Raw genomic sequence first — 20,733 nt, forward strand, 5'->3', positions numbered from 1 at the left:
GGTCAGGCCGCCCCGGTGTTTTTACACGCGCTCTGCCGCCTCGACGGTATTCATTAATAACATCGTGATGGTCATCGGCCCCACGCCACCCGGCACGGGCGTGATGTGCGACGCGACGTCTTTCACTCCGGCAAAATCCACGTCGCCGCACAGCTTGCCGTTATCGTCGCGGTTCATGCCCACGTCGATCACGATGGCGCCCGGACGGACCATGTCGGCCGTCAGGGTATTGCGGCGGCCGACGGCGGCGACGACGATGTCGGCGTTGCGCGTGTGGTGGCCCAGGTCCGGTGTCGCACTATGGCAGATGGTGACGGTAGCGTTCGCTTGCAAGAGCAGCAGGGCCATCGGCTTGCCGACGGTGTTGCTGCGGCCGATGACGACGGCATGCTTGCCGCGCAAGTCCACGCCCGTGCTTTCGATCAGTTTCATGCAGCCGTACGGCGTGCACGGGCGGAAGCCGGGCAAGCCCGTCATCAGTTCGCCGGCGCTCAGGACGGAATAGCCATCCACGTCTTTTGTCGTGGCGATCGCTTCGATGACCTTGTGCGGGTTGATGTGCTTGGGCAAGGGCATCTGCACGAGGATGCCGTGGATGGCCGGGTCGGCATTCAGGCTGGCAATACGTGCCAGCAAGTCCGCTTCGGACAGGTCCGCTTCATATTTTTCCAGCACCGAGTGAAAACCCACGTCGCCGCACGCCTTGACCTTGTTGCGGACATACACCTGGCTGGCCGGGTCTTCGCCGACGAGTATCACGGCCAGGCCGGGCTGGGTGCCCTTGGCCGTGAGGGCGGCGGCGCGCGTGGCGATCTCGCTGCGCAGTTTTTGGGAGAGGGCGATTCCGTCGATCAGTTGTGCTGGCATGGTAGGGAGGCTGAGAGCTGTGGGAGGGAAAAGTCAGATTATAAAGCCGGGCGGCGCAAAGGGGCGGTTTTGGCGCCAGTGCCGCTAAGTTAAGCAGCGCTATGCATTTATAAGCGCAAGGCTTAACAACAGCGGGCCGGAGACGCGAGCCTGAGAAAATGCCGATGGCGGCGTTGCAGCTCCTTGCCGTACTGGCGTACTGTCTGCGTCGCTGCGCCTTGCCCTCGACATTTTTCAGGCCCGCTTGGCCCGGGGAGCCTGTGCGGGCGACTGGGGTGTTGATTCCTTTTGCCACTCTGCTCACCCTAGTTTCCGGGCAGAATTTGCGGCAGTGCAGCATAAATTTCATAGGGTGATTTCATGATGTGAAATGCTATATCGTAATTTGAAAAATAGTAAATACGCTGTTAGAATCCCCACACTAAACCGACTTAATAGTAAATAATCAGCGAAATACCGTCCGACAGCGATCCGGAAAATCGGGGTGGGGCGTTCACAAAGGAGACTCAACAGATGTCAGCTCAACTGAACCAGGTAACGACACAGATCGGCACCGACCCGGATATGCAGGAAACCAAGGAGTGGCTGGACGCGCTCGAAGCCGTTCTGGAAAATGAAGGTCCGGAGCGCGCGCATTACCTGATGGAGCGCATGGTTGACCTGGCTCGCCGCCGCGGCGCCCAGATTCCGTTCTCCAGCACCACCGCCTACGTCAATACCATCCCCACCAAGCAAGAAGCACACTGTCCCGGCAACCTGGAATACGAAGAGCGCCTGCGCTCGTGGATGCGCTGGAACGCCATGGCCATGGTCGTCAAGGCCAACCGCGCCGACGGCGACCTGGGCGGCCACTTGTCCTCGTTCGCTTCGCTGGCGAACATGCTGGGCATCGGTTTCAACCATTTCTGGCACGCGCCAACGGCCGACCACGGCGGCGACCTGCTGTACATCCAGGGCCACTCCTCGCCCGGCGTCTACGCGCGCGCCTTCCTCGAAGGACGTTTGACGGAAGAGCAAATGCTGAACTTCCGCAAGGAAGTCGACGGCAAGGGCCTGTCTTCGTACCCGCATCCGAAGCTGATGCCTGACTTCTGGCAGTTCCCGACCGTGTCGATGGGCCTGGGCCCGCACATGGCGATCTACCAGGCGCGCTTCCTGAAATACCTGCACGCACGCGGCATCGCCAAGACCGACAACCGCAAGGTCTGGGCCTTCTGCGGCGACGGCGAGATGGACGAGCCGGAATCGCTGGGCGCGATCGGCCTGGCCGCACGCGACATGCTCGACAACCTGGTCATCGTGGTCAACTGCAACCTGCAGCGCCTGGACGGCCCTGTGCGCGGCAACACCAAGATCATCCAGGAGCTGGAAGGCGAATTCCGCGGTGCCGGCTGGAACGTCGTCAAGGTCATTTGGGGCCCGGGCTGGGACGCCCTGCTGGCACAGGACAAGGAAGGCATCCTGCAGCGTGTCATGATGGAAACCGTCGACGGCGAATACCAGAACTACAAGGCGAAAGATGGCGCCTACGTGCGCAAGCACTTCTTCGGCAAGCATCCGAAGCTGCTGGAAATGGTTGCCAACATGACGGACGACGACATCTGGCGCCTGACCCGTGGCGGTCACGATCCGCACAAGATCTACGCGGCATTCAAGATTGCCCAGGAACACAAGGGCCAGCCAACCGTCCTGCTGGTGAAAACCATCAAGGGCTACGGCATGGGCAAGTCCGGCGAAGCGCGCAACACGGCGCACCAGACGAAAAAACTGGACGACGAAGCCATCCGCGAAATGCGCGACCGCTTCTCGCTGCCTATCCCTGACGACAAGCTGGCCGACATCCCGTTCTTCAAGCCGGCCGACGACGCGCCGGAAATGGTCTACCTGCACGAGCGCCGCAAGGCCCTGGGCGGCTACCTGCCGCAGCGCCGCCAGAAGTCGGAAGAAACCCTGCCGGTGCCTGGCCTGGACGCCTTCAAGAACGTGCTGGAAGCGACGCCGGAAGGCCGCGAAATCTCGACCACGCAAGCGTTCGTGCGCGTCATTTCGACCCTGCTGAAAGACCCGAACCTGGGGCAGCGCGTGGTGCCTATCCTGGTCGATGAGTCGCGTACCTTCGGCATGGAAGGCCTGTTCCGCCAGATCGGCATCTACAACCCGAAAGGCCAGTTGTACGAGCCGGTCGACAAAGACCAGGTCATGTACTACCGCGAAGACAAGGCTGGCCAGATCCTGCAAGAGGGCATCAACGAAGCGGGCGGCATGAGCTCGTGGATTGCCGCGGCGACGTCGTATTCGACCAACGACCGCATCATGATCCCGTTCTACACCTTCTACTCGATGTTCGGCTTCCAGCGCATCGGCGACCAGGTGTGGGCTTCGGCCGACATGCGCGCCCGTGGCTTCCTGATGGGCGGCACGGCTGGCCGTACGACCCTGAACGGCGAAGGCTTGCAGCACGAAGATGGCCACAGCCATATCTTCGCCGCGACCATCCCGACCTGCATGCCGTACGATCCGACCTTCAGCCATGAAGTCGCCGTCATCATCCAGGACGGCCTGCGCCGCATGATCGCCAACCAGGAAGATGTGTTCTACTACATCACGATCATGAACGAGAACTACGCCCAGCCAGGCATCAAGCCAGGCCAGGAAGAAGGCATCCTGAAAGGCATGTACAAGCTGCAGGAAGGCCAGGCTGACGCCAAGCTGCGCGTACAGCTGATCGGTTGCGGCACCATCCTGCGCGAATCGATCTTCGCCGCCGAGCTGTTGCAAAACGACTGGGGCGTGGCTGCGGACGTGTGGTCGGCGCCGTCGCTGACCCTGGTGGCCCGCGATGGCCAGGATGCGGAACGCTGGAACATGGTCAACCCGTCGAAAGAGCAGCGCGTGCCGTACGTGACGTCGCTGATGCAGGACACGGACGGCCCGATCGTCGCCACGACCGACTACATGCGCGCGTTTGCAGAACAGATCCGCGCCTTCATGCCGAAGGGCCGCACTTATAAAGTGCTGGGCACCGATGGCTTTGGCCGCTCGGACAGCCGCGCCAAGCTGCGCGAGTTCTTCGAAGTGAACCGTTATTATGTCACCGTGGCCGCGCTCAAATCGCTGGCTGACGAAGGCAAGATCGACGTGTCGGTGGTGGAGCAGGCGATCGCCAAGTACGGCATCGACGCGAACAAACCGAATCCGGTGACCCAGTAATCGTTGTGCGGACCCGATGATGCCAGGGCGGCGCGAAAGTGCCGCCCTGGCGTGTGTGCGGGTCCATCTGACAAATAAAATAACGGAGCAAGCTATGAGCATTGTGGAAGTCAAAGTCCCGGATATCGGCGATTTCAAGGAAGTCGAGATCATTGAACTGATGGTCAAGCCAGGCGATACGGTCAAGGTTGACCAGTCCCTGATCACGGTCGAATCGGACAAGGCCAGCATGGAAATTCCATCGAGCCACGCCGGTGTCGTCAAGGAATTGAAAGTCAACGTGGGCGACAAGATCGCCGAAGGTTCGCTGGTCCTGCTGCTGGAAGTGGCGGATGATGCGTCCGCTACGGCCGCTACGGCCGCGCCTGCCGCTGCACCGGCACCTGCCGCTGCAGCACCTGCCGCTGAAGCCGCCCCCGCCGCCGCTGCACCTGCCGCCCCTGCCGGCGCGCCTGCGCTGGTGGAAGTGACCGTGCCCGATATCGGCGACTTCAAGGAAGTCGAAGTCATCGAATTGATGGTCAAGGTGGGCGATGCGATCAAGGTCGACCAGTCGCTGCTGACGGTCGAATCGGACAAGGCCAGCATGGAAATTCCATCGAGCCATGCCGGTATCGTCAAGGAATTGAAAGTCAAGGTTGGCGACAAGGTTGCCAAGGGTTCGCTGGTACTGGTCGTGGAAACGACGGGCGGCGCTGCTCCTGCCGCTGCTGCACCTGCCGCGCAAGCTGCCGCCGCACCAGCGGCCGCCGTCGCTTCGGCGCCGGTGGCTGCCGCCGCACCTGCTGCCGCACCAGCTCCCGCCGCCGCGCCTGCCGTCAACGGCAAGCTGGCGCACGCGTCGCCATCGATCCGCAAGTTCGCGCGCGAACTGGGCGTGGACCTGACCCGCGTGGGCGGTTCCGGTCCGAAAGGCCGCATCACCCAGGAAGACGTGCAGAACTTCGTCAAGGGCGTGATGTCGGGCGCCGTCGCCGCGCCAAATGCGCCGGCCGCCAAAGCCGGTTCGGGCGTGGGTCTGGACCTGCTGCCATGGCCGTCGCTGGACTTCAGCAAGTTCGGCACGACCGAATTGCTGCCGCTGTCGCGCATCAAGAAAATCTCGGGTCCGAACCTGCACCGCAACTGGGTCATGATCCCGCACGTCACGCAGTTCGACGAAGCGGACGTGACGGACCTGGAAGCGTTCCGCGTCGACACCAACGCCGCCAATGCGAAGAACAAGGATGCGGCCAAGCTGACCATGCTGGCATTCGTCATCAAGGCGTCCGTTGCCGCGCTGAAGAAATTCCCCGCGTTTAACGCTTCGCTCGACGCCAAGGGCGAAAACCTGATCCTCAAGCAGTACTACAACATCGGCTTCGCGGCCGACACGCCGAATGGCCTGGTGGTACCGGTGATCAAGGGCGCGGACCAGAAGTCGGTCTCGCAGATCGCCCGCGAAATGACGGAATTGTCGCTGCAGGCGCGCGAAGGCAAGCTGAAACCGGCCGACATGCAGGGCGCCAGCTTCACGATTTCGTCCCTGGGCGGCATCGGCGGCACGCACTTCACGCCTATCGTCAATGCGCCGGAAGTGGCTATTTTGGGCCTGTCGAAAGCCTCGATCAAGCCGGTATGGGATGGCAAGGCCTTCCAGCCACGCCTGATGATGGGCACCTCGCTGTCCTACGACCACCGCGTGGTCGATGGCGCGATGGGCGCGCGATTCTCCGTGTACCTCGGCGAAGTCCTGGCCGACATGCGCAAAATTCTGCTGTAAGGAGCGATTGATGAGCACAGTAGAGGTAAAAGTACCGAATATCGGCGACTTCAAGGAAGTCGAAGTCATCGAACTGATGGTCAAGGTCGGCGACACCATCAAGGTGGACCAGTCCCTGATCACGGTCGAATCGGACAAGGCCAGCATGGAGATTCCATCGACCCACGCGGGTGTCGTCAAGGAAGTCAAGGTCAAGGTCGGCGACAAGATCGCCGAAGGCAGCGCGCTGCTGGTGGTGGAAGCAGCTGAAGGTGCGGCTGCTGCCGCTCCTGCGGCGGCTCCTGCACCTGCGGCAGCAGCTCCGGCGGCTGCCCCGGCGGCAGCACCGGCAGCCGTTGCCGCCATCCCGGCCGGCAATTACAGCGGCCAGGTCGACATCGATGTCGACATGATGGTATTGGGCGGCGGTCCCGGCGGCTATTCGGCGGCGTTCCGCGCGGCCGACCTGGGCATGAGCACCGTCATCGTCGAGCGCTACGCCACCCTGGGCGGCGTGTGCCTGAACGTGGGCTGCATCCCGTCGAAGGCGCTGCTGCACGTCGCTTCCGTCATCGATGAAACGGCGCACATGTCGAACACGGGCGTGACGTTTGCCAAGCCGACCATCGATATCGACCAGGTCCGCGCTTACAAGGAAGGCGTGATCAAGAACATGACGGGCGGCCTGGCCGGCATGGCCAAGGCGCGCAAGACGCAAGTCGTCACTGGCGTGGGCCAGTTCCTCTCCGCGAACCATATCGAAGTGACGGCAGGCGACGGTTCGAAAAAAGTCGTGCAGTTCAAGCAAGCCATCATCGCGGCCGGTTCGTCCGTGGTGAAGCTGCCATTCGTGCCGGAAGACCCGCGCATCGTCGATTCGACGGGCGCGCTGGAATTGCGCCAGATCCCGAAACGCATGCTGGTCATCGGCGGCGGCATCATCGGCCTGGAAATGGCGACCGTGTATTCCACCTTCGGCGCGCGCATCGACGTGGTTGAAATGATGGATGGCCTGATGCAGGGCGCGGACCGCGACGCCGTCAAGGTGTGGCAGAAGTTCAACGAGAAGCGCTTCGACAACATCATGACCAAGACCAAGACGGTGGCCGTCGAGGCGCTGCCGGAAGGCATCAAGGTCACGTTCGAAGCAGCCGAAGCGGGTGCCACGGCACCGGCGCCGCAAGTCTACGACCTGGTGCTCGTCGCCGTGGGCCGCAGCCCGAACGGCAAGAAGATTGCCGCCGACAAGGCCGGCGTGCAGGTGACGGACCGCGGCTTCATCAACGTCGACAGCCAGATGCGCACCAACGTGCCGAACATCTTCGCCATCGGCGACCTGGTGGGCCAGCCGATGCTGGCGCACAAGGCCGTGCATGAAGGCCACGTGGCAGCGGAAGCCGCTGCCGGCCAGAAGTCGCACTTCGACGTCAAGGTGATCCCGTCGGTCGCCTACACGGATCCGGAAGTGGCATGGGCCGGCATCACGGAAGACGAAGCGAAAGCCAAGGGCATCAAGGTCGAGAAGGGCCACTTCCCTTGGGCCGCTTCCGGCCGCGCCGTGGCCAATGGCCGCGCCGAAGGCTTCACCAAGCTGCTGTTCGACGCGGAAACGCACCGCATCATCGGCGGCACCATCGTCGGCACGCATGCGGGCGACATGATCGGTGAAATCGCGCTGGCCATCGAAATGGGTTGCGACGGCACCGACATCGGCAAGACCATCCACCCGCATCCAACCCTGGGCGAGTCGATCGGGATGGCTGCGGAAGTGTACGAAGGCGTGTGCACGGACTTGCCGCCGCCGCGCAAGCGCTGATAAAGAGTTAACTTTTAGTATGAAAAACCGGGACATGTTCCCGGTTTTTTTATTTCCCTTGACCTGCGGCATAGTAAAACGTGGCGCAGCGGTGTCTTGTGAAAATTGGTGAGTATTGCCGTGTGGAAAAAGTGGCAGAATGGAGGTCTGTAACCATGTTTTGCTTTTGCTTCAACGGAAGCGTGTGATTTTTCCAGGAATGTTGCCAGCGTGGGATACGGTCAAATTCCGCTGTACTGAGAGAGTTTTGCAACGATGAAAAAATTTACCGCCCTTCATATTGCCGATGTCCGTTTGCGCCGGGCCGATGAGCAAGAGCAAGCCGTGATGCTGCATGCCTTGTACCAGGATGTGGCTGCTATCCTGGCGGCAGGCAAGAAGATCGATGCGATTTTCTTCACGGGCCAGCTGGTGGCGCTGGACGCCTGTGCCGATACGACGCCCGTGTATGTCTACGAATACTTCCTGCGCCCCTTGCTGCAGGCGGCCAGCTTGCCCGGCGCGCGTTTCTATCTGGTGCCGGGCAGCCGCGTGCAGGGTGTCGCGGCTGCGGCGCTGGGCAATGCCGGCTTCAGCTTTTTCTCCGCCGACGAGCACGCCAGCGCCGAGCAGCGCGCATACTACAAGAATATCCACGCCGTGTTCCATGGCCACCAGCATACGGGCGATGCCAGTTCGCTGATGAAGTCGCTGGGCATCCTGTTCAAGAGCAATCCCGGCAGCCTGTACAGTGCGCAGGGCCAGATGGCGGCGTTTGCCGTGCTCGAGTTTGGCACGGGCGCGGCCGATGGCGGCGCGGCTGGCACGCAGTGGACGGTGTCCCTGCGCGAGTTCGATGACGTGAGCAAGAACTTCGCCCTGTCGGTGCTGTACACGCCGAATGGCCAGGAAACGGGGCAGATGGATGCCGAGTATGTGTTTGCCACCTTGCTGCCGCAACTGGCAGGCGAGCGCGCCTATCTCGATGGCTTGCTGGGCAAGGCAGGCGTGCGGCAGCGCGTGGACGCCGGCGTGGCTGCCGATGCGCGCGAATTCCTGATCGAACTGGCGTTCGTGATGTTCGAAGCCAAGACCGTCTTCCTCAGCGAGGCGGAACTGGAGCGTTTTGCCAGCGACTATTGTGGCGTGAAGGGCTGGAGCATGGCGGCCGGGGATTGGCTGGCGCCGCTGTATGCGCATGGCTTGCTGTTGCGGACCGATGGCCAGGTGGCGTTTTCCTTCGATTACTTCCGCACGTATTTCCTGGCGCAGCGCTTTGAAACCTCGTTCGACCTGATGCGCTATGGCCCGGATCGCTACGATGGAAGTGAGTCTTCACTCAGTGTGGATGGCGCGTCGGCGGCCCAGCCTTTCCTGCGGGCGCTGGGCTTGAGCGATGCACGCGCCGAAGCGGCGCTGCCGGAAGATTGCAGCCGCCCTGGCTGAATTCCCCGGCCAGCCATCCCGCATCAGTCCGCCAGCGGCTGGCGCAGGGTGCCACGCAGGAACAGGTCGAGACTGACCGCCACCTTGGCGCGCAATTGCGCCACATCCGGTTGTGCCTGTGGCGGAAACAGCAGGCGCGACATCTGGTCGCCCAGCAGGCAATTGAGCAGGTGCAGCGACAGCATGGCGGCCGTCAGCTCCGCGCGAAACAGGGGCGCGATGTCGGGGCGGCTGAAAAACCTGGTCAGCATCTCGCGCGTCTGTCCCGGCCCCACCTTGTAAAACGTTTCCGCCAGTTCCGGGTGCGTGGCCGCTTCCGCCACCACCATGCGATTGAGGCGGATGGCCGCCGGCATGGTGACGAGTTGCACGAACAGCAGGCCGAACTCGCCCAGGATGGTGGGCAGGGGGCGCATATCCGTTTCCAGCGCCGGCATGGTCGAGAAGTAGGCGGCGCGGCGCAATTCCACCACGGCATTGAACAAGCCGGACTTGCCGCCAAACTTCACATAAATCGTGCGCACGGCCACATGGGCTTCGCGGGCGATCATTTCCAGGCTGACCTTTCCATACCCCTTTTCCAGAAACAGGCAGCCTGCCGTGTGCAGCAGGTTTTCCATGCGCGCTTCCATGTCGGCCGCGCGCGGCCGGCCGGCTGGCTTGCCGCAGCAGGAAAGCTCCTGGGCGTCGTCGGATTCTTTATCGGTAGGCAAGGTATCGCTGAGGCCGGGATCGGACATGGTCTGGGTCTCTTTATAAGGTGGAAGGTAAGTGATGGCTCACACTGTAGTGCAAATTAAAATGAAATGCAATCGTTTCATTTCTTGACTTTGGCTTTTCTTTGCCCAATAATGAACATACATCATTTCATTTCCGGAGCAAGTATGTCCAACCAGCCAGGCCAGGCAGAGCACAAGGTGCTGAGTGCCGTCCCACCCGCGGCCCCTGCCGCACCTTCCGCGCCCGCCGCTTCCGCCAGCTCCGCACCACCTAACAACCGCGTGAAAATCATCGCCGGCCTGATCGTCCTGGTCGCCCTGGGCGCTGGCGCCCGCATGTGGTACCGCAGCCACTATTTCGTGGAAACGGAAAACGCCTACGTAGCCGGCCACGTGCATCCCGTCTCGGCGCGCATTTCCGGCGTCGTCACCAAGGTCTTCATCGACGACAATCAAATGGTGAAAGAGGGCGACGTGATCGCCGAACTCGACCCGTTCGACCAGCGCGTGAAAACCGAGCAGATCGCCGCGCAGATCGCCAGTGCCGAACAGCAAGTGCTGCAAGCGGACGCGCAGATCGCCCAGGTGCAGGCGCAAGCCAGCGGCGCCCAGGCGCAAGTGGCGCAAGCGGATGCACAATTGCTGCGCGCAAAACAGGATGCGGACCGTTATGGCCAGCTGTACACGAGCCAGATGAAAGCCGTATCAAAAGCGGAACTCGACGCGGCCAACGCGGCCCGCTCGAGCGCCGTGGCCGACCTGGCTGCCCGCCGCGACAGCGCTTCGGCCGCCAAGGCGCAGATTGGCGCGGCGCAAGCTGCGCGCGACGTGGCCAAGGCACAAGTGGCCGTGCTGCGCGTGCAATTGAAGGACGCGGAACAACAGCTGCAATACAACCGCATCCTGGCCCCCGTCGCCGGCCGCATCGGCAAGCGCAACGTGGAAACGGGCATGCGCGTGCAGCCGGGCCAGCAACTGACGGCCATCGTGCAGGACAACGTCTGGGTCACCGCCAACTTCAAGGAAACGCAGCTGGCCGACCTGCATCGAGGCCAGAGCGTGCACGTGACCATCGACGCCATGCCGGGCAAGAAACTGGTGGGTACCGTGGACAGCTTCGCGCCTGCTTCGGGCGCGCAATTCGCCCTGCTGCCGGCCGATAACGCCACCGGCAACTTCACCAAGATCGTCCAGCGCGTGCCCGTGAAAATCGTCTTCCAGCCGGAAGACATCAAGGCCATGAATGGCCGCCTGGTGCCGGGCATGTCGGTGATCGCCGAAGTGGAAGTGAACCAGCCTGAAACGCAGCCGGCTGCGCGCCACGCCGCCGCTCCCGCTGCCCAGACTGCCACCCGCTAAGCTTCCATGAGCAGCCCCTCCACCACGCTGGCGAAGCCGCCAGCGTTTCCCGTGATCGACGAGAAAGTCTCCGGGCGCACCTGGCTGGCGGTCGCCGCCGGCATGCTGGGCGCCTTCATGGCGGTGCTCGACATCCAGATCACCAACTCCTCGCTCAAGGATATCCTTGGCTCGCTGTCGGCCACCCAGGAAGAGGGCTCGTGGATTTCCACGGCCTACCTGGTGGCGGAAATCATCGTCATTCCCCTCACCGCGCTGCTGGCGCGCGTGTTCGGACTGCGTACCTACATGATCGGCACCACCGCTTTCTTCCTGCTGTTCTCCACCCTGTGCGGGGCGGCCTGGAACCTGGAAAGCATGATCGTCTTCCGCATGCTGCAGGGGTTCACCGGCGGCGCCCTGATTCCGATGGCGTTTACCCTGGTGATGCTCAAGCTGCCGCCATCGAAGCGCGCCGTCGGCATGGCCATCTTTGGCTTGACGGCGACCCTGGCGCCGGCCATGGGACCGACCCTGGGCGGATACCTCTCCGAGCTGTATGGCTGGCCATCGATCTTCTACATCAACTGGGTGCCCGGCGTGCTGCTGATCGTCGGCATGATCTATGGCCTGGACAAGGAGCCGCTGCAACTGAAGCTGTTCTGGAAGGCCGACTGGCTGGGCATCTTCTTCATGGCCCTGGGCCTCGGTTGCCTGACCATCTTCCTGGAAGAGGGCAATTCGAAGGACTGGTTCGACTCGGGTTTCATCATCGCCTTTGCCGCGCTGGCCCTGACGGGAATCCTGGGCTGGGTCGTCACCAGCGCCACGCGCGCCGAACCGTTCGTCAACCTGGCGCTGTACGGCCAGCGCAATTTCCTGGTCGCCACCGTGCTGTCGGCCGTGACGGGCATGGGCCTGTATGGCTCGGCCTTTTTGCTGCCGCTGTTCCTGGGCCAGATCGCCGGCTACTCGCCGATGCAGATCGGTGAAGTCATCATGTGGGTGGGCTTGCCGCAGCTGTTCATCATGCCCTTCGTCGCCAAGCTGTCGTCGACGGTGGATAACCGCATCCTGTGTTCGATCGGCCTGCTGCTGTTTGGCGGCTCGTGCATGATGAATGCCTACATGGACGCTTCCACCGGCTACGACCAGCTGCTGTGGTCGCAGGTGGTGCGCGCGCTGGGCCAGCCCTTCGTCATGCTGACCCTGTCGAACTTCGCCATGAAGGGCATCGCGCCGAAGGACATGGCATCCGCTTCGAGCCTGTTCAACATGACGCGCAACCTCGGCGGCTCGATCGGCATCGCCCTGCTGGCCACGGCCCTGAGCACCCGCGAGCACTTCCATTCGCAGCGCCTGGGTGAAGCGATCAATGCCTATTCCAGCGCCACGCAGCTGCGCATCGACCAGTTGACGTCCTCGTTCATGGCCAAGGGCTATGACGCCGTCACGGCCGGCAACCAGGCCTTGCAGGCGATCGATGGCATCGTGCGCCGCGAAGCGTATGTGATGGCCTATAACGACGGCTTCTTCCTGATCGGCGCCATCCTGCTGGCCTGCATCGTGCCCCTGTGGCTGGCCGACAAACTCAAAGCCCCCGGTGGCGGTGGCGGCGGTCATTGACCGCGTACGCAAACACCTCAAGAACAAGAAGGTACACATCATGAACACAGTTATGACCAAAATCGCCGCAGCCGCCTCGCTGGCCGTCCTGCTTGCCGCCTGCGGCACCGTGGGCCAGGATTTCAAGGCGCCCGCCAATCTGGCCGGCATCGACACGGCCACGTTCCGCCATGGCGCGGGTAGCGCGGACGCCGCGCAATTGCCGGCCGAATGGTGGAACGTGTTCGGCGACGACACCCTGAACCGGCTGGAACAAGCCGCGCTGCGCGACAACCCGAGCGTGAAAGCGGCCGGCGAACGCCTGTTGCAGGCGCTGGCGCAAAGCGGCACGGCGCGTGCGAACCAGGGGCCCAGCGTGAACGTCAGCACGGGCATCTCGAATTCGCGCACCTCGGCCAACACCTCGCAGGGCCTGGCCCTGGGCAACCGCTCCATCAGCGGCAACAATTTTTCAGTGGGTGGCACGCTGTCGTACGAAGTCGACTTGCTGGGGCGTGTCAAGCGCATGGTCGAAGCGGCCGATTCGCAGGCGCTGGCGGCGCAGGCGGACCGCGACGGCGTGCTGCTGATGCTGTCGGCGCAAGTGGCCAGCAACTACTGGCAGCTGCGCGGCCTCGATGCGGAAATGGCGATACTGAATGGTGCGCTCGATACGCGCCGCGAATCGGCGCAGCTGGTCGAGGCGCGCTTCAACGCGGGCCTGACGAATGAGCTGGACCTGGCGCGCGCGAAAGTCGAACTGTCGAACGCGCAGGCCGACCTGCATGAAGTCAAGCGCCAGCGCAACCAGCTGGAAAACAGCCTGGCCACCCTGACGGGCAAGCCGCCGTCGGCGCTGCAATTGCCGGTCGCCGCCGATCCATCCATCTTGCCGCTGCCGCCAGGTATCCCTGTCGGCCTGCCAGCCAGCCTGCTGGCGCACCGCCCGGACCTTGTTTCCAGCGTGGCGGGCCTGCGCGCGGCGAATGCGCAAGTAGGCGTGGCCGAAGGCGCGTTTTATCCGACGCTGCAATTGACGGGCAATTTCGGCTACGCCTCCGAAAAGCTGCGCGACCTGGCGCAGGGCGGTTCGCGCCAGTTCAGCTTTGGTCCGCTGGCCCTGTCCCTGCCGATCTTCGACGGTGGCCGCAACCAGGCCAACCTGGACTTGAGCAAGGCGCGCTATGCGGAAGCCGTGGCGAACCATGAAACCAAGCTGCTGACGGCCTTGCGCGAAGTGGAAGATGCGCTGTCCGACGTGGAGCAGCGCCAGTTGCAGGGCGACGCCCAGGCCCTGTCGCAGGCAGCGGCGGCGCGCGCCTACCTGGTGGCGCGCACGCGCTACGAGCGCGGCATCTCGACCTACCTGGACGTGACGGACGCGCAGCGCAGTTCGCTGGCAGCGGACCGCGCCGCCGCGCAGATCAAGACCCAGCGCCTGCTGGCGACCGTCGCCGTGGCGAGGTCTTTAGGTGCCGGCTGGCAGCCGGACGGCGAACTGGCCAAGCTGGCGTCGGCGCCCGCCGCAAAGGTGAACTAAGCTTCCCGGTTACGTGAGCGTGGCCGGCGGCGGTGTCGCCGCCGGCCCGTAGCGTTCCAGCAGAAAATCAATGAAGGTCGTCAGTTTCGGCGTGGGCTGGCGGTCGCGCGCATACACGAGGTGCATGGGGCGCGGCGCCGGCACGTAGTCGGCCAGCAGCGGCACCAGCCTGCCGGCGGCGATATCGCCGGCCATCAGGATTTCCGCCTGCATGACGATGCCGAAGCCGTGCAGGGCCGCTACGCGCAGCGCCTGCCCATTGTTCGAGCGGAAGCGGCTCTCGCGCACGGGGCTGCCATCGTCGTCGCCGCTCCTGGCCAGGCGCCAGCGTACATGGCGCGTCCATTGCATGAAGTCCAGGCATTCGTGGCGCGCCAGGTCGGCCGGCGTGCGCGGCGTGCCGTGTCTGGTCAGGTAGGCGGGCGCGGCGCAGATCACCATGGCATACGGCCGCAGCGCGCGCGCCACCATGGCGGAATCTTCCAGCTTGCCGATGCGGATGGCCGCATCGAATCCTTCTTCCACCAGGTCCACCGTCCTGTCGTTCAGGTTCAATTCCAGGCTCACTTCCGGATACGCATCGAGGTAGTCGGCCAGCAGCGGCGCGATGCACTCGCTGCCGAAGGACACGGGCGCCGTGATCTTCAGCTTGCCGCGCGGCGCCGTGCGCATGGCTTCCGCGCCCCGTTCGGCCGCATGGATGCTGGCCAAAATCTGGCGGCACTGCTCCACATACTGCTGGCCGATTTCCGTCAGGCTTTGCCGCCGCGTGGTGCGCGCCAGCAGCCGCGTGCCCAGCCGCTCTTCCAGGTATTTGATGTGCTTGCCCACCATCACGGGCGAGATCTGGAACGCCTCGGCGGCAGCCGTGAAACTGCCCGCATCGACGACGGCGACAAAAATTTCCATGCTGCGCAATTTATCCATGGCGCCTTGATTGCAAACTGTAGATTAGTAATCTTGTAAATTCTAGCGTATTTATTCCTTTTTGTAAGCGGCGCATACTGGCTCCATCGTTCAACCAGACTAGGAAGCATCATGAAAATCGTTATCATCGGCGCCAGCGGCACCATCGGCACGGCCGTCGCCGCCCAACTGGCGCAACGCCATGAAATCATCGAAGTGGGCAGCCGCAGCGGCACGCACCAGGCCGACATGGGCGACATCGCACAGGTACGCGCCCTGTTCAAGCGCATCGGCAAGGTCGATGCCGTCGTCGTCACGGCCGGCAAGCTGCATTTCGGCCCGCTGGCCGAATTCACGCCCGAGCAATTCCAGCTGGGCCTGGACAGCAAGCTGATGGGCCAGGTCAACGTGGCGCTGGTGGCGCAGGAATACCTGAACGACGGCGGCTCGATCACCCTCACGAGTGGCATCGTGGCCGAGCAGCCGATCCGCTTCGGCACGGCCGCCACCATGACCAACGCGGCCGTGGAAGGTTTTGTACGGGGCGCCGCCATCGAGTTGCCGCGCGGCGTGCGCATCAATGTCGTCAGCCCCACGGTGCTGGCCGAATCGCTGGAAGCGTATGGCCCCTTCTTCTATGGCTTCGAGCCGGTCGCCGCCAGCCGCGTGGCGCTCGCTTACAGCCGCAGCGTGGAAGGGGCGCAGACGGGGCAGGTGTACAAGGTCTGGTAAGCCGCTTGCCATGCCATGGGGCAGGTGGGACAATCGCAGGCTGAACAAGGAAGCGGCCGCGCCGTGATGGTGCGGGGCGCTTGCTTGCTGTGAACCACACACCGAGGCCCCATGAAAAACATCCTGATTCCCCTGCTGATGGCCGCCGCCGTCGGCAGCGCCTGCGCCGCAACGCAAGCGGCCGCACCCGCAACCCCGGCCACCGCCGCACAACTGACGGCCATGAGCGCGCGCTATGCGCCCGTCGCGCTGACGGCCGATGTCACGCACCTGTCCGCAGGCGACCGCCAGGCCATCGCCAAGCTGGTCGAAGCGGCCAAGCTGGTCGATGTGCTGCAGCTGCGCCAGCGCTGGTCCGGCAATGAAGCGCTGTGGGCAGCCCTGAAGAAAGACAAGTCGGCCCTGGGCCAGGCCCGTTTGAACTATTTCTGGATCAACAAGGGACCATGGTCGGTGCTCGACGCCCATGCCTCCTTCATGCCTGCCAGCTATGCCGGCATCGCGATTCCCGCGCACAAGCCGGAAGCGGGCAATTTCTATCCGCAGGGCGCCACCAAGGCCAGCCTGGAAACGTGGATGAACGGCTTGACGGCGGACGACAAGCAGCAGGCGCAATGGTTCTTCACGACGATTCGCGCGGGCAAGGATGGCACCTATAAGACCGTCAAGTATTCCGACGAGTACAAGGTGGAACTGAAGCAGTTGGCCAAGCTGCTCGACGAGGCGGCCGCCGCCACGGACAACGCATCGCTGAAGAAATTCCTGACCCTGCGCGCCAAGGCTTTCCTCGACAACGACTATCTGCCGTCCGACTTCGCCTGGATGGACCTCGATTCGCCCGTCGACATCACCATCGGCCCGTACGAGACGTATAACGACGAATTGTTCGGCTACAAGGCCGCGTTCGAGGCTTACGTGAACATCCGCGACCAGGCGGAGACGCAAAAGCTCAATTTCTTCGCCAGGCACATGCAGGAACTGGAAGACAACCTGCCGCTCGACGCCCGCTACCGCAACCCGAAAGTGGGCGCGCTGGCGCCGATGGTGGTGGTCAACCAGGTGTACGGCGCCGGCGACGGCAACATGGCCGTGCAGACGGCCGCCTACAACTTGCCGAACGACGAGCGCATCATCAGCGCGCGCGGCTCCAAGCGCGTCATGCTGAAAAACGTGCAGGAAGCCAAGTTCAAGGCCACCCTGACGCCGATCTCGAAACTGGTGCTCACGCCCGAGGCGCAGCAGGATGTCGATTTCAATTCCTTCTTCACGCACATCCTCGCGCATGAAATCATGCACGGCCTGGGTCCGCATGCGACCGTGGTCGACGGCAAGCCATCGACACCGCGCCAGGACTTGAAGGAAGCCTATTCGACCATCGAGGAAGCCAAGGCCGACATCACGGGATTGTTTGCGCTGCGCTACATGATGGACAAGGGGCAACTGAATGACACCCTGGGCCAGGGCGAGGCGGCCGAGCGCAAGCTGTATAACACTTTCCTTGCCTCCGGTTTCCGCACCCTGCATTTCGGCTTGACGGATTCGCATGCGCGCGGCATGGCCATCCAGATGAATTACATCCTCGACAAGGGCGGCTTTGTATCGCTGGGCGACGGCAAGTTCGGCGTCGATTTTGGCAAGATCAAACAGGCCGTGATCGACCTGGACCGTGAATTCTTGACCATTGAGGCGACGGGCGACTATGCGCGCGCGAAAGACCTGATGACCAAGTACGTGGTGATCCGCCCCGAAGTGCAGGTGGCGCTCGACAAGATGAAGGCCGTGCCCAACGATATCCGCCCGGAATTCGTCACGGCCCGCGCGCTGGACAAGGCGGCGAAGAAATAAGCTGACCTTGATTATTATCAGTGTGAAAAGCCGGTGCCTCTGCGCCGGTTTTTTTTCGTCTTTATTTATGAAAAGTTGCCAGTTTTTCCTTGTGGAAATATTTTCACCGCTTACTCTGCAGCGGTATATCCTCTTTTTCCCGCCGATCCCATGCCAAATCCGCTCTTGCTGATGAGCTTGCTCATCGTTTTGTCTCCTGTGTCCGCCGTGGCTGCCGCCAAGCTCACCGACCTGGAAACCCGCTGGCTGCAGGCGGGCCAAGCCGTCATCGCGTTTGCGCGTGCGCAAGGCTTGCCCATCGATATCATCGTGCAGCCGCAGGATGCCCCCGGCGCCGTGCCGCTGGCGCTGGGCTACGCAGCAGGGCGCTGCAAGCTGGTGCTCTCCTTGCGCGGCAATGCGCAGGCGGACAGTGTCCTGCAAGGCGTGCTACCCATGCGCCACGGCCTGATGATGGAAGCGATGACGGCGCATGAGATCGGCCACTGCCAGCGCTATGCGCAGGGCGACTGGCATGCCTTGCCACGCGGCTTTGTCGAGCCGCGCAGCATGCAGCGGAGCAAGTTGACACCGTTGGCGCAGGAGCTGCGCGAGACGCGCCGCGAAGAGGGCTATGCGGATCTGGTGGCCCTGGCGTGGATGCATGGACGCCACCCCGGGCAGTATCAGGATGTGCTGGCCTGGATGCGCGGCGTGCGCGCGGCTGGCGATGGCGCAGGCGGTTCGCACGCCACGCAAGCCTGGCTGACGCTGGCCGCTGGCGCGGGTGCATTTGATGACTCCGTTTCACCATTTGAACAGGCGCAAGTATTGTGGCGGAAGGGCTTGAGCGGCGACAAATAAGCGATGATTTTTATGCGAATGGACTGTCAGCGTGTGCTGTCGCACGGAGCTTTGCGCGCGGCAGGGGTCTAATCTGGGCATCAACTAACCAGAGAGGAACCATCATGAACAAAATGATCGCACTCATGCTGGCCGCCAGTGCCAGCGCCCTGCTTGCCGCCACGCCCGCGTATGCGCAGGATGCCTCGTACAAGAGTTTGACGGACAAGGCATCGGCCGACTACAAGCAGGCCAAGGCCGCCTGCGACGCCCACAGCGGCAACGCGAAAAAAGTCTGCGTGGAGGAAGCCAAGGTGGCGCGCGCCAAGGCCGCTTGCGTGACGCGCAATGCGGCCGGCAGCACCAAGACGGCCGTGGCCGACTCTGTCATCACGACGAAAATCAAGGCTGACCTCGTCAAGGACAACGACTTGAAAGCACTCGATGTACACGTGGAAACGGTCAACGGTGTCGTCATGCTCAGCGGCTTCGTGCCTTCGCAGGCGCAAGTGAAAAAAGCCGCCGACCTGGCCCGTGGCGTGGAAGGCGTGACGGATGTGAAGAATGGCTTGAAGGTGAAGTAAGCCGCATTCTGTCGATGCGTTAAAGCCGGGACTGGAGCCGCACGCAGCAGTGTGGCTCCAGTTTTTTTTGATTGTATAAATTACGATCATAATATAACATGAGAAAAATCCAGTCGGCTGATGCTGACCGGCATTCACTTTTTCTCATGAGGACGGCATGCTTTCCCTATCTTTTTCGCAATGGCTGGAGCGGCGCGGCGTGCACTTTGCCTGGGTCATCGTCGCCATTACTTTCCTCACCGCCTTGACGTCGTCGGCCGCGCTGGGTTTGCCGGGCGCGCTGATGCAGCCCTTGAGCCGCGAGTTCGGTTGGGATGCCGAGCAGATTTCCTCGGCCCTGGCCGTGCGCTTCGTACTGTTCGGCCTGATGGGGCCGTTTGCCGCCATCCTGATGGAGCGTTTCGGCTTGCGCAATGTCATCTGCGTGGCCCTGGGCCTGATCGCAGCGGGCATGCTGCTGGCCACGCGCATGACGCAGTTCTGGCACCTGGTCGCCCTGTGGGGCATCCTGCTGGGTCTCGGTTCGGGCATGACGGCGCTGGTCTTGAGCGCCGTGGTGGCGAACCGCTGGTTCGAGACGCACCGTGGCCTGGTGGTGGGCGTGCTGACGGCCAGTTCGGCCACGGGCCAGCTGCTGTTCCTGCCCGTGGGCGCCTGGCTGATCGAACACTACGGCTGGCGCACGGCCGTCATGCCCGTGTTCGCCGCCTGCGCCATCGTCGCCGTGCTGGCCTTCCTGTGCATGCGCAACCGCCCGCAGGACGTGGCTTTGCGTCCCTACGGCGCCGACCCGGCCACGCCCCTGGTGGCGGCGCCGGCGGCGACAATGACGTTTGCCACGCCGTTCATGATCCTGCGCAGCGTGGCGGCGAACCGCACCTTCTGGATATTGTTCGGCACGTTTTTCATCTGCGGCCTCAGCACGAATGGCTTGATCCAGACGCATTTCATTTCCCTGTGCGGCGACTCGGGCCTGTCAGCCGTGCCGGCCGCGTCCGTGCTGGCCATGATGGGCGCGTTCGACCTGTTCGGCACCATCTTGTCCGGCTGGCTGTCGGACCGCTATGACAACCGCAAGCTGCTGTTCTGGTATTACGGCTTGCGTGGCTTGTCGCTGTTCTGGCTGCCGTATTCGGAATTCACCTTGTACGGCCTGTCCCTGTTCGCCATGTTCTACGGCCTGGACTGGATCGCCACCGTGCCGCCCACCGTGAAGCTGGTGGGGGCCACGTTTGGCCGGGAGCGGGCGGGCATGGTCTTCGGCTGGATCTTCGCCGGCCACCAGCTGGGCGCCGCCGTGGCCGCCTACGGCGCGGGCCGCATCCGCACCCTGATGCTGACCTACAATCCTGCCCTGTTCGCGGCCGGCGCCGCCTGCCTCGTCGCCGCGCTGCTGGTGCTGGCGATCCAGCGGCAGAAGGCGGCCGTGGCCTCCGCCCAGCCCGCATGAAAAAAGCCAGGCCCGCATGAGCGGAGCCTGGCTTTTTCATTTTTTCAAGATTTCAAGAACGCCTCAGAACACGTTCAGGGCAAGGCGCATTGCCGAAGGCAGTACGAATAGTAAGACTAGGCAATGCAACGCC

At 63.0% G+C, this 20,733-nt stretch carries 15 protein-coding genes; 12 read left to right on the plus strand and 3 right to left on the minus strand.

What is annotated here, in order from left to right; genetic code table 11:
• Positions 1–21 precede the first annotated feature (21 nt).
• Positions 22–867, minus strand: coding sequence for a bifunctional methylenetetrahydrofolate dehydrogenase/methenyltetrahydrofolate cyclohydrolase FolD (gene folD / locus IGS58_RS04100; protein WP_230520726.1), 846 nt, complete (start codon positions 865–867; stop codon positions 22–24).
• 513 nt (positions 868–1,380) lie between these two features.
• On the opposite strand from folD, the gene aceE reads away from it, so the two are divergent.
• The 4 genes from aceE (at position 1,381) to IGS58_RS04120 (ending at position 9,059) form a co-directional block, all read left to right on the plus strand.
• Positions 1,381–4,077: a pyruvate dehydrogenase (acetyl-transferring), homodimeric type gene (aceE, locus tag IGS58_RS04105; protein WP_034786560.1), complete on the plus strand. Its 2,697-nt coding sequence runs from the start codon at positions 1,381–1,383 to the stop codon at positions 4,075–4,077.
• A gap of 94 nt (positions 4,078–4,171) precedes the next feature.
• Positions 4,172–5,839: a dihydrolipoyllysine-residue acetyltransferase gene (aceF, locus tag IGS58_RS04110; protein ID WP_230520727.1), complete on the plus strand. Its 1,668-nt coding sequence runs from the start codon at positions 4,172–4,174 to the stop codon at positions 5,837–5,839.
• Positions 5,840–5,849: 10 nt separating this feature from the next.
• A complete protein-coding gene (gene lpdA / locus IGS58_RS04115) occupies positions 5,850–7,634 on the plus strand; it encodes a dihydrolipoyl dehydrogenase (RefSeq protein ID WP_070281363.1) in 1,785 nt (594 codons plus the stop codon).
• A 255-nt stretch (positions 7,635–7,889) separates the two neighbouring features.
• Positions 7,890–9,059, plus strand: a complete 1,170-nt coding sequence (locus IGS58_RS04120; protein ID WP_230520728.1) for a hypothetical protein — start codon at positions 7,890–7,892, stop codon at positions 9,057–9,059.
• 23 nt (positions 9,060–9,082) lie between these two features.
• Here IGS58_RS04120 and IGS58_RS04125 read toward each other — a convergent pair whose 3' ends face one another.
• Positions 9,083–9,799, minus strand: a complete 717-nt coding sequence (locus IGS58_RS04125; RefSeq protein WP_034786564.1) for a TetR/AcrR family transcriptional regulator — start codon at positions 9,797–9,799, stop codon at positions 9,083–9,085.
• Positions 9,800–9,943: 144 nt separating this feature from the next.
• Here IGS58_RS04125 and IGS58_RS04130 point away from each other — a divergent pair, with 144 nt between their 5' ends.
• The 3 genes from IGS58_RS04130 to IGS58_RS04140 are packed head-to-tail and all read left to right on the plus strand — an operon-like array spanning position 9,944 to position 14,261.
• Positions 9,944–11,137, plus strand: coding sequence for an HlyD family secretion protein (locus IGS58_RS04130; RefSeq protein ID WP_034786565.1), 1,194 nt, complete (start codon positions 9,944–9,946; stop codon positions 11,135–11,137).
• Between the two features lie 6 nt (positions 11,138–11,143).
• The gene (locus IGS58_RS04135; RefSeq protein WP_034786566.1) at positions 11,144–12,742 is read left to right on the plus strand and encodes a DHA2 family efflux MFS transporter permease subunit; all 1,599 of its coding nucleotides are present in this window, start codon (positions 11,144–11,146) and stop codon (positions 12,740–12,742) included.
• Between the two features lie 40 nt (positions 12,743–12,782).
• Positions 12,783–14,261: an efflux transporter outer membrane subunit gene (locus IGS58_RS04140; RefSeq protein ID WP_230520729.1), complete on the plus strand. Its 1,479-nt coding sequence runs from the start codon at positions 12,783–12,785 to the stop codon at positions 14,259–14,261.
• A gap of 9 nt (positions 14,262–14,270) precedes the next feature.
• On the opposite strand, the gene IGS58_RS04145 is transcribed toward IGS58_RS04140, so the two are convergent.
• Positions 14,271–15,188 (minus strand): LysR family transcriptional regulator, encoded by a 918-nt coding sequence (locus IGS58_RS04145; protein WP_230520730.1) that lies wholly within the window; start codon positions 15,186–15,188, stop codon positions 14,271–14,273.
• Between the two features lie 111 nt (positions 15,189–15,299).
• Here IGS58_RS04145 and IGS58_RS04150 point away from each other — a divergent pair, with 111 nt between their 5' ends.
• The 5 genes from IGS58_RS04150 (at position 15,300) to IGS58_RS04170 (ending at position 20,600) form a co-directional block, all read left to right on the plus strand.
• Entirely contained in the window at positions 15,300–15,899 is a 600-nt protein-coding gene (locus IGS58_RS04150) for a short chain dehydrogenase (RefSeq protein WP_230520731.1), read from the plus strand.
• A gap of 111 nt (positions 15,900–16,010) precedes the next feature.
• Complete coding sequence (locus IGS58_RS04155; protein WP_230520732.1) at positions 16,011–17,744, plus strand: dipeptidyl-peptidase 3 family protein; 1,734 nt, start codon at positions 16,011–16,013, stop codon at positions 17,742–17,744.
• A 150-nt stretch (positions 17,745–17,894) separates the two neighbouring features.
• On the plus strand, positions 17,895–18,587 hold the full coding sequence (locus IGS58_RS04160; protein ID WP_230520733.1) for a hypothetical protein: 693 nt from the start codon (positions 17,895–17,897) through the stop codon (positions 18,585–18,587).
• 104 nt (positions 18,588–18,691) lie between these two features.
• A complete protein-coding gene (locus tag IGS58_RS04165) occupies positions 18,692–19,150 on the plus strand; it encodes a BON domain-containing protein (protein ID WP_230520734.1) in 459 nt (152 codons plus the stop codon).
• A gap of 157 nt (positions 19,151–19,307) precedes the next feature.
• Positions 19,308–20,600, plus strand: coding sequence for an MFS transporter (locus IGS58_RS04170; RefSeq protein ID WP_034786573.1), 1,293 nt, complete (start codon positions 19,308–19,310; stop codon positions 20,598–20,600).
• Positions 20,601–20,733 lie beyond the last annotated feature (133 nt).

Origin of the sequence: Janthinobacterium sp. EB271-G4-7A, from assembly GCF_020858075.1 — a bacterium.
Lineage (GTDB): Bacteria > Pseudomonadota > Gammaproteobacteria > Burkholderiales > Burkholderiaceae_D > Janthinobacterium > Janthinobacterium lividum.

Bases quoted from the DNA above. Each gene is read 5' to 3' on its own strand.
- IGS58_RS04145 (WP_230520730.1), bottom strand. From the start codon at position 15,188: ATGGATAAATTGCGCAGCATGGAAATTTTTGTCGCCGTCGTCGATGCG.
- IGS58_RS04130 (WP_034786565.1), top strand. From the start codon at position 9,944: ATGTCCAACCAGCCAGGCCAGGCAGAGCACAAGGTGCTGAGTGCCGTC.
- aceE (WP_034786560.1), top strand. From the start codon at position 1,381: ATGTCAGCTCAACTGAACCAGGTAACGACACAGATCGGCACCGACCCG.
- IGS58_RS04135 (WP_034786566.1), top strand. From the start codon at position 11,144: ATGAGCAGCCCCTCCACCACGCTGGCGAAGCCGCCAGCGTTTCCCGTG.
- IGS58_RS04120 (WP_230520728.1), top strand. From the start codon at position 7,890: ATGAAAAAATTTACCGCCCTTCATATTGCCGATGTCCGTTTGCGCCGG.
- IGS58_RS04150 (WP_230520731.1), top strand. From the start codon at position 15,300: ATGAAAATCGTTATCATCGGCGCCAGCGGCACCATCGGCACGGCCGTC.
- IGS58_RS04140 (WP_230520729.1), top strand. From the start codon at position 12,783: ATGAACACAGTTATGACCAAAATCGCCGCAGCCGCCTCGCTGGCCGTC.
- IGS58_RS04155 (WP_230520732.1), top strand. From the start codon at position 16,011: ATGAAAAACATCCTGATTCCCCTGCTGATGGCCGCCGCCGTCGGCAGC.
- aceF (WP_230520727.1), top strand. From the start codon at position 4,172: ATGAGCATTGTGGAAGTCAAAGTCCCGGATATCGGCGATTTCAAGGAA.
- IGS58_RS04160 (WP_230520733.1), top strand. From the start codon at position 17,895: ATGCCAAATCCGCTCTTGCTGATGAGCTTGCTCATCGTTTTGTCTCCT.
- lpdA (WP_070281363.1), top strand. From the start codon at position 5,850: ATGAGCACAGTAGAGGTAAAAGTACCGAATATCGGCGACTTCAAGGAA.
- folD (WP_230520726.1), bottom strand. From the start codon at position 867: ATGCCAGCACAACTGATCGACGGAATCGCCCTCTCCCAAAAACTGCGC.
- IGS58_RS04170 (WP_034786573.1), top strand. From the start codon at position 19,308: ATGCTTTCCCTATCTTTTTCGCAATGGCTGGAGCGGCGCGGCGTGCAC.
- IGS58_RS04125 (WP_034786564.1), bottom strand. From the start codon at position 9,799: ATGTCCGATCCCGGCCTCAGCGATACCTTGCCTACCGATAAAGAATCC.
- IGS58_RS04165 (WP_230520734.1), top strand. From the start codon at position 18,692: ATGAACAAAATGATCGCACTCATGCTGGCCGCCAGTGCCAGCGCCCTG.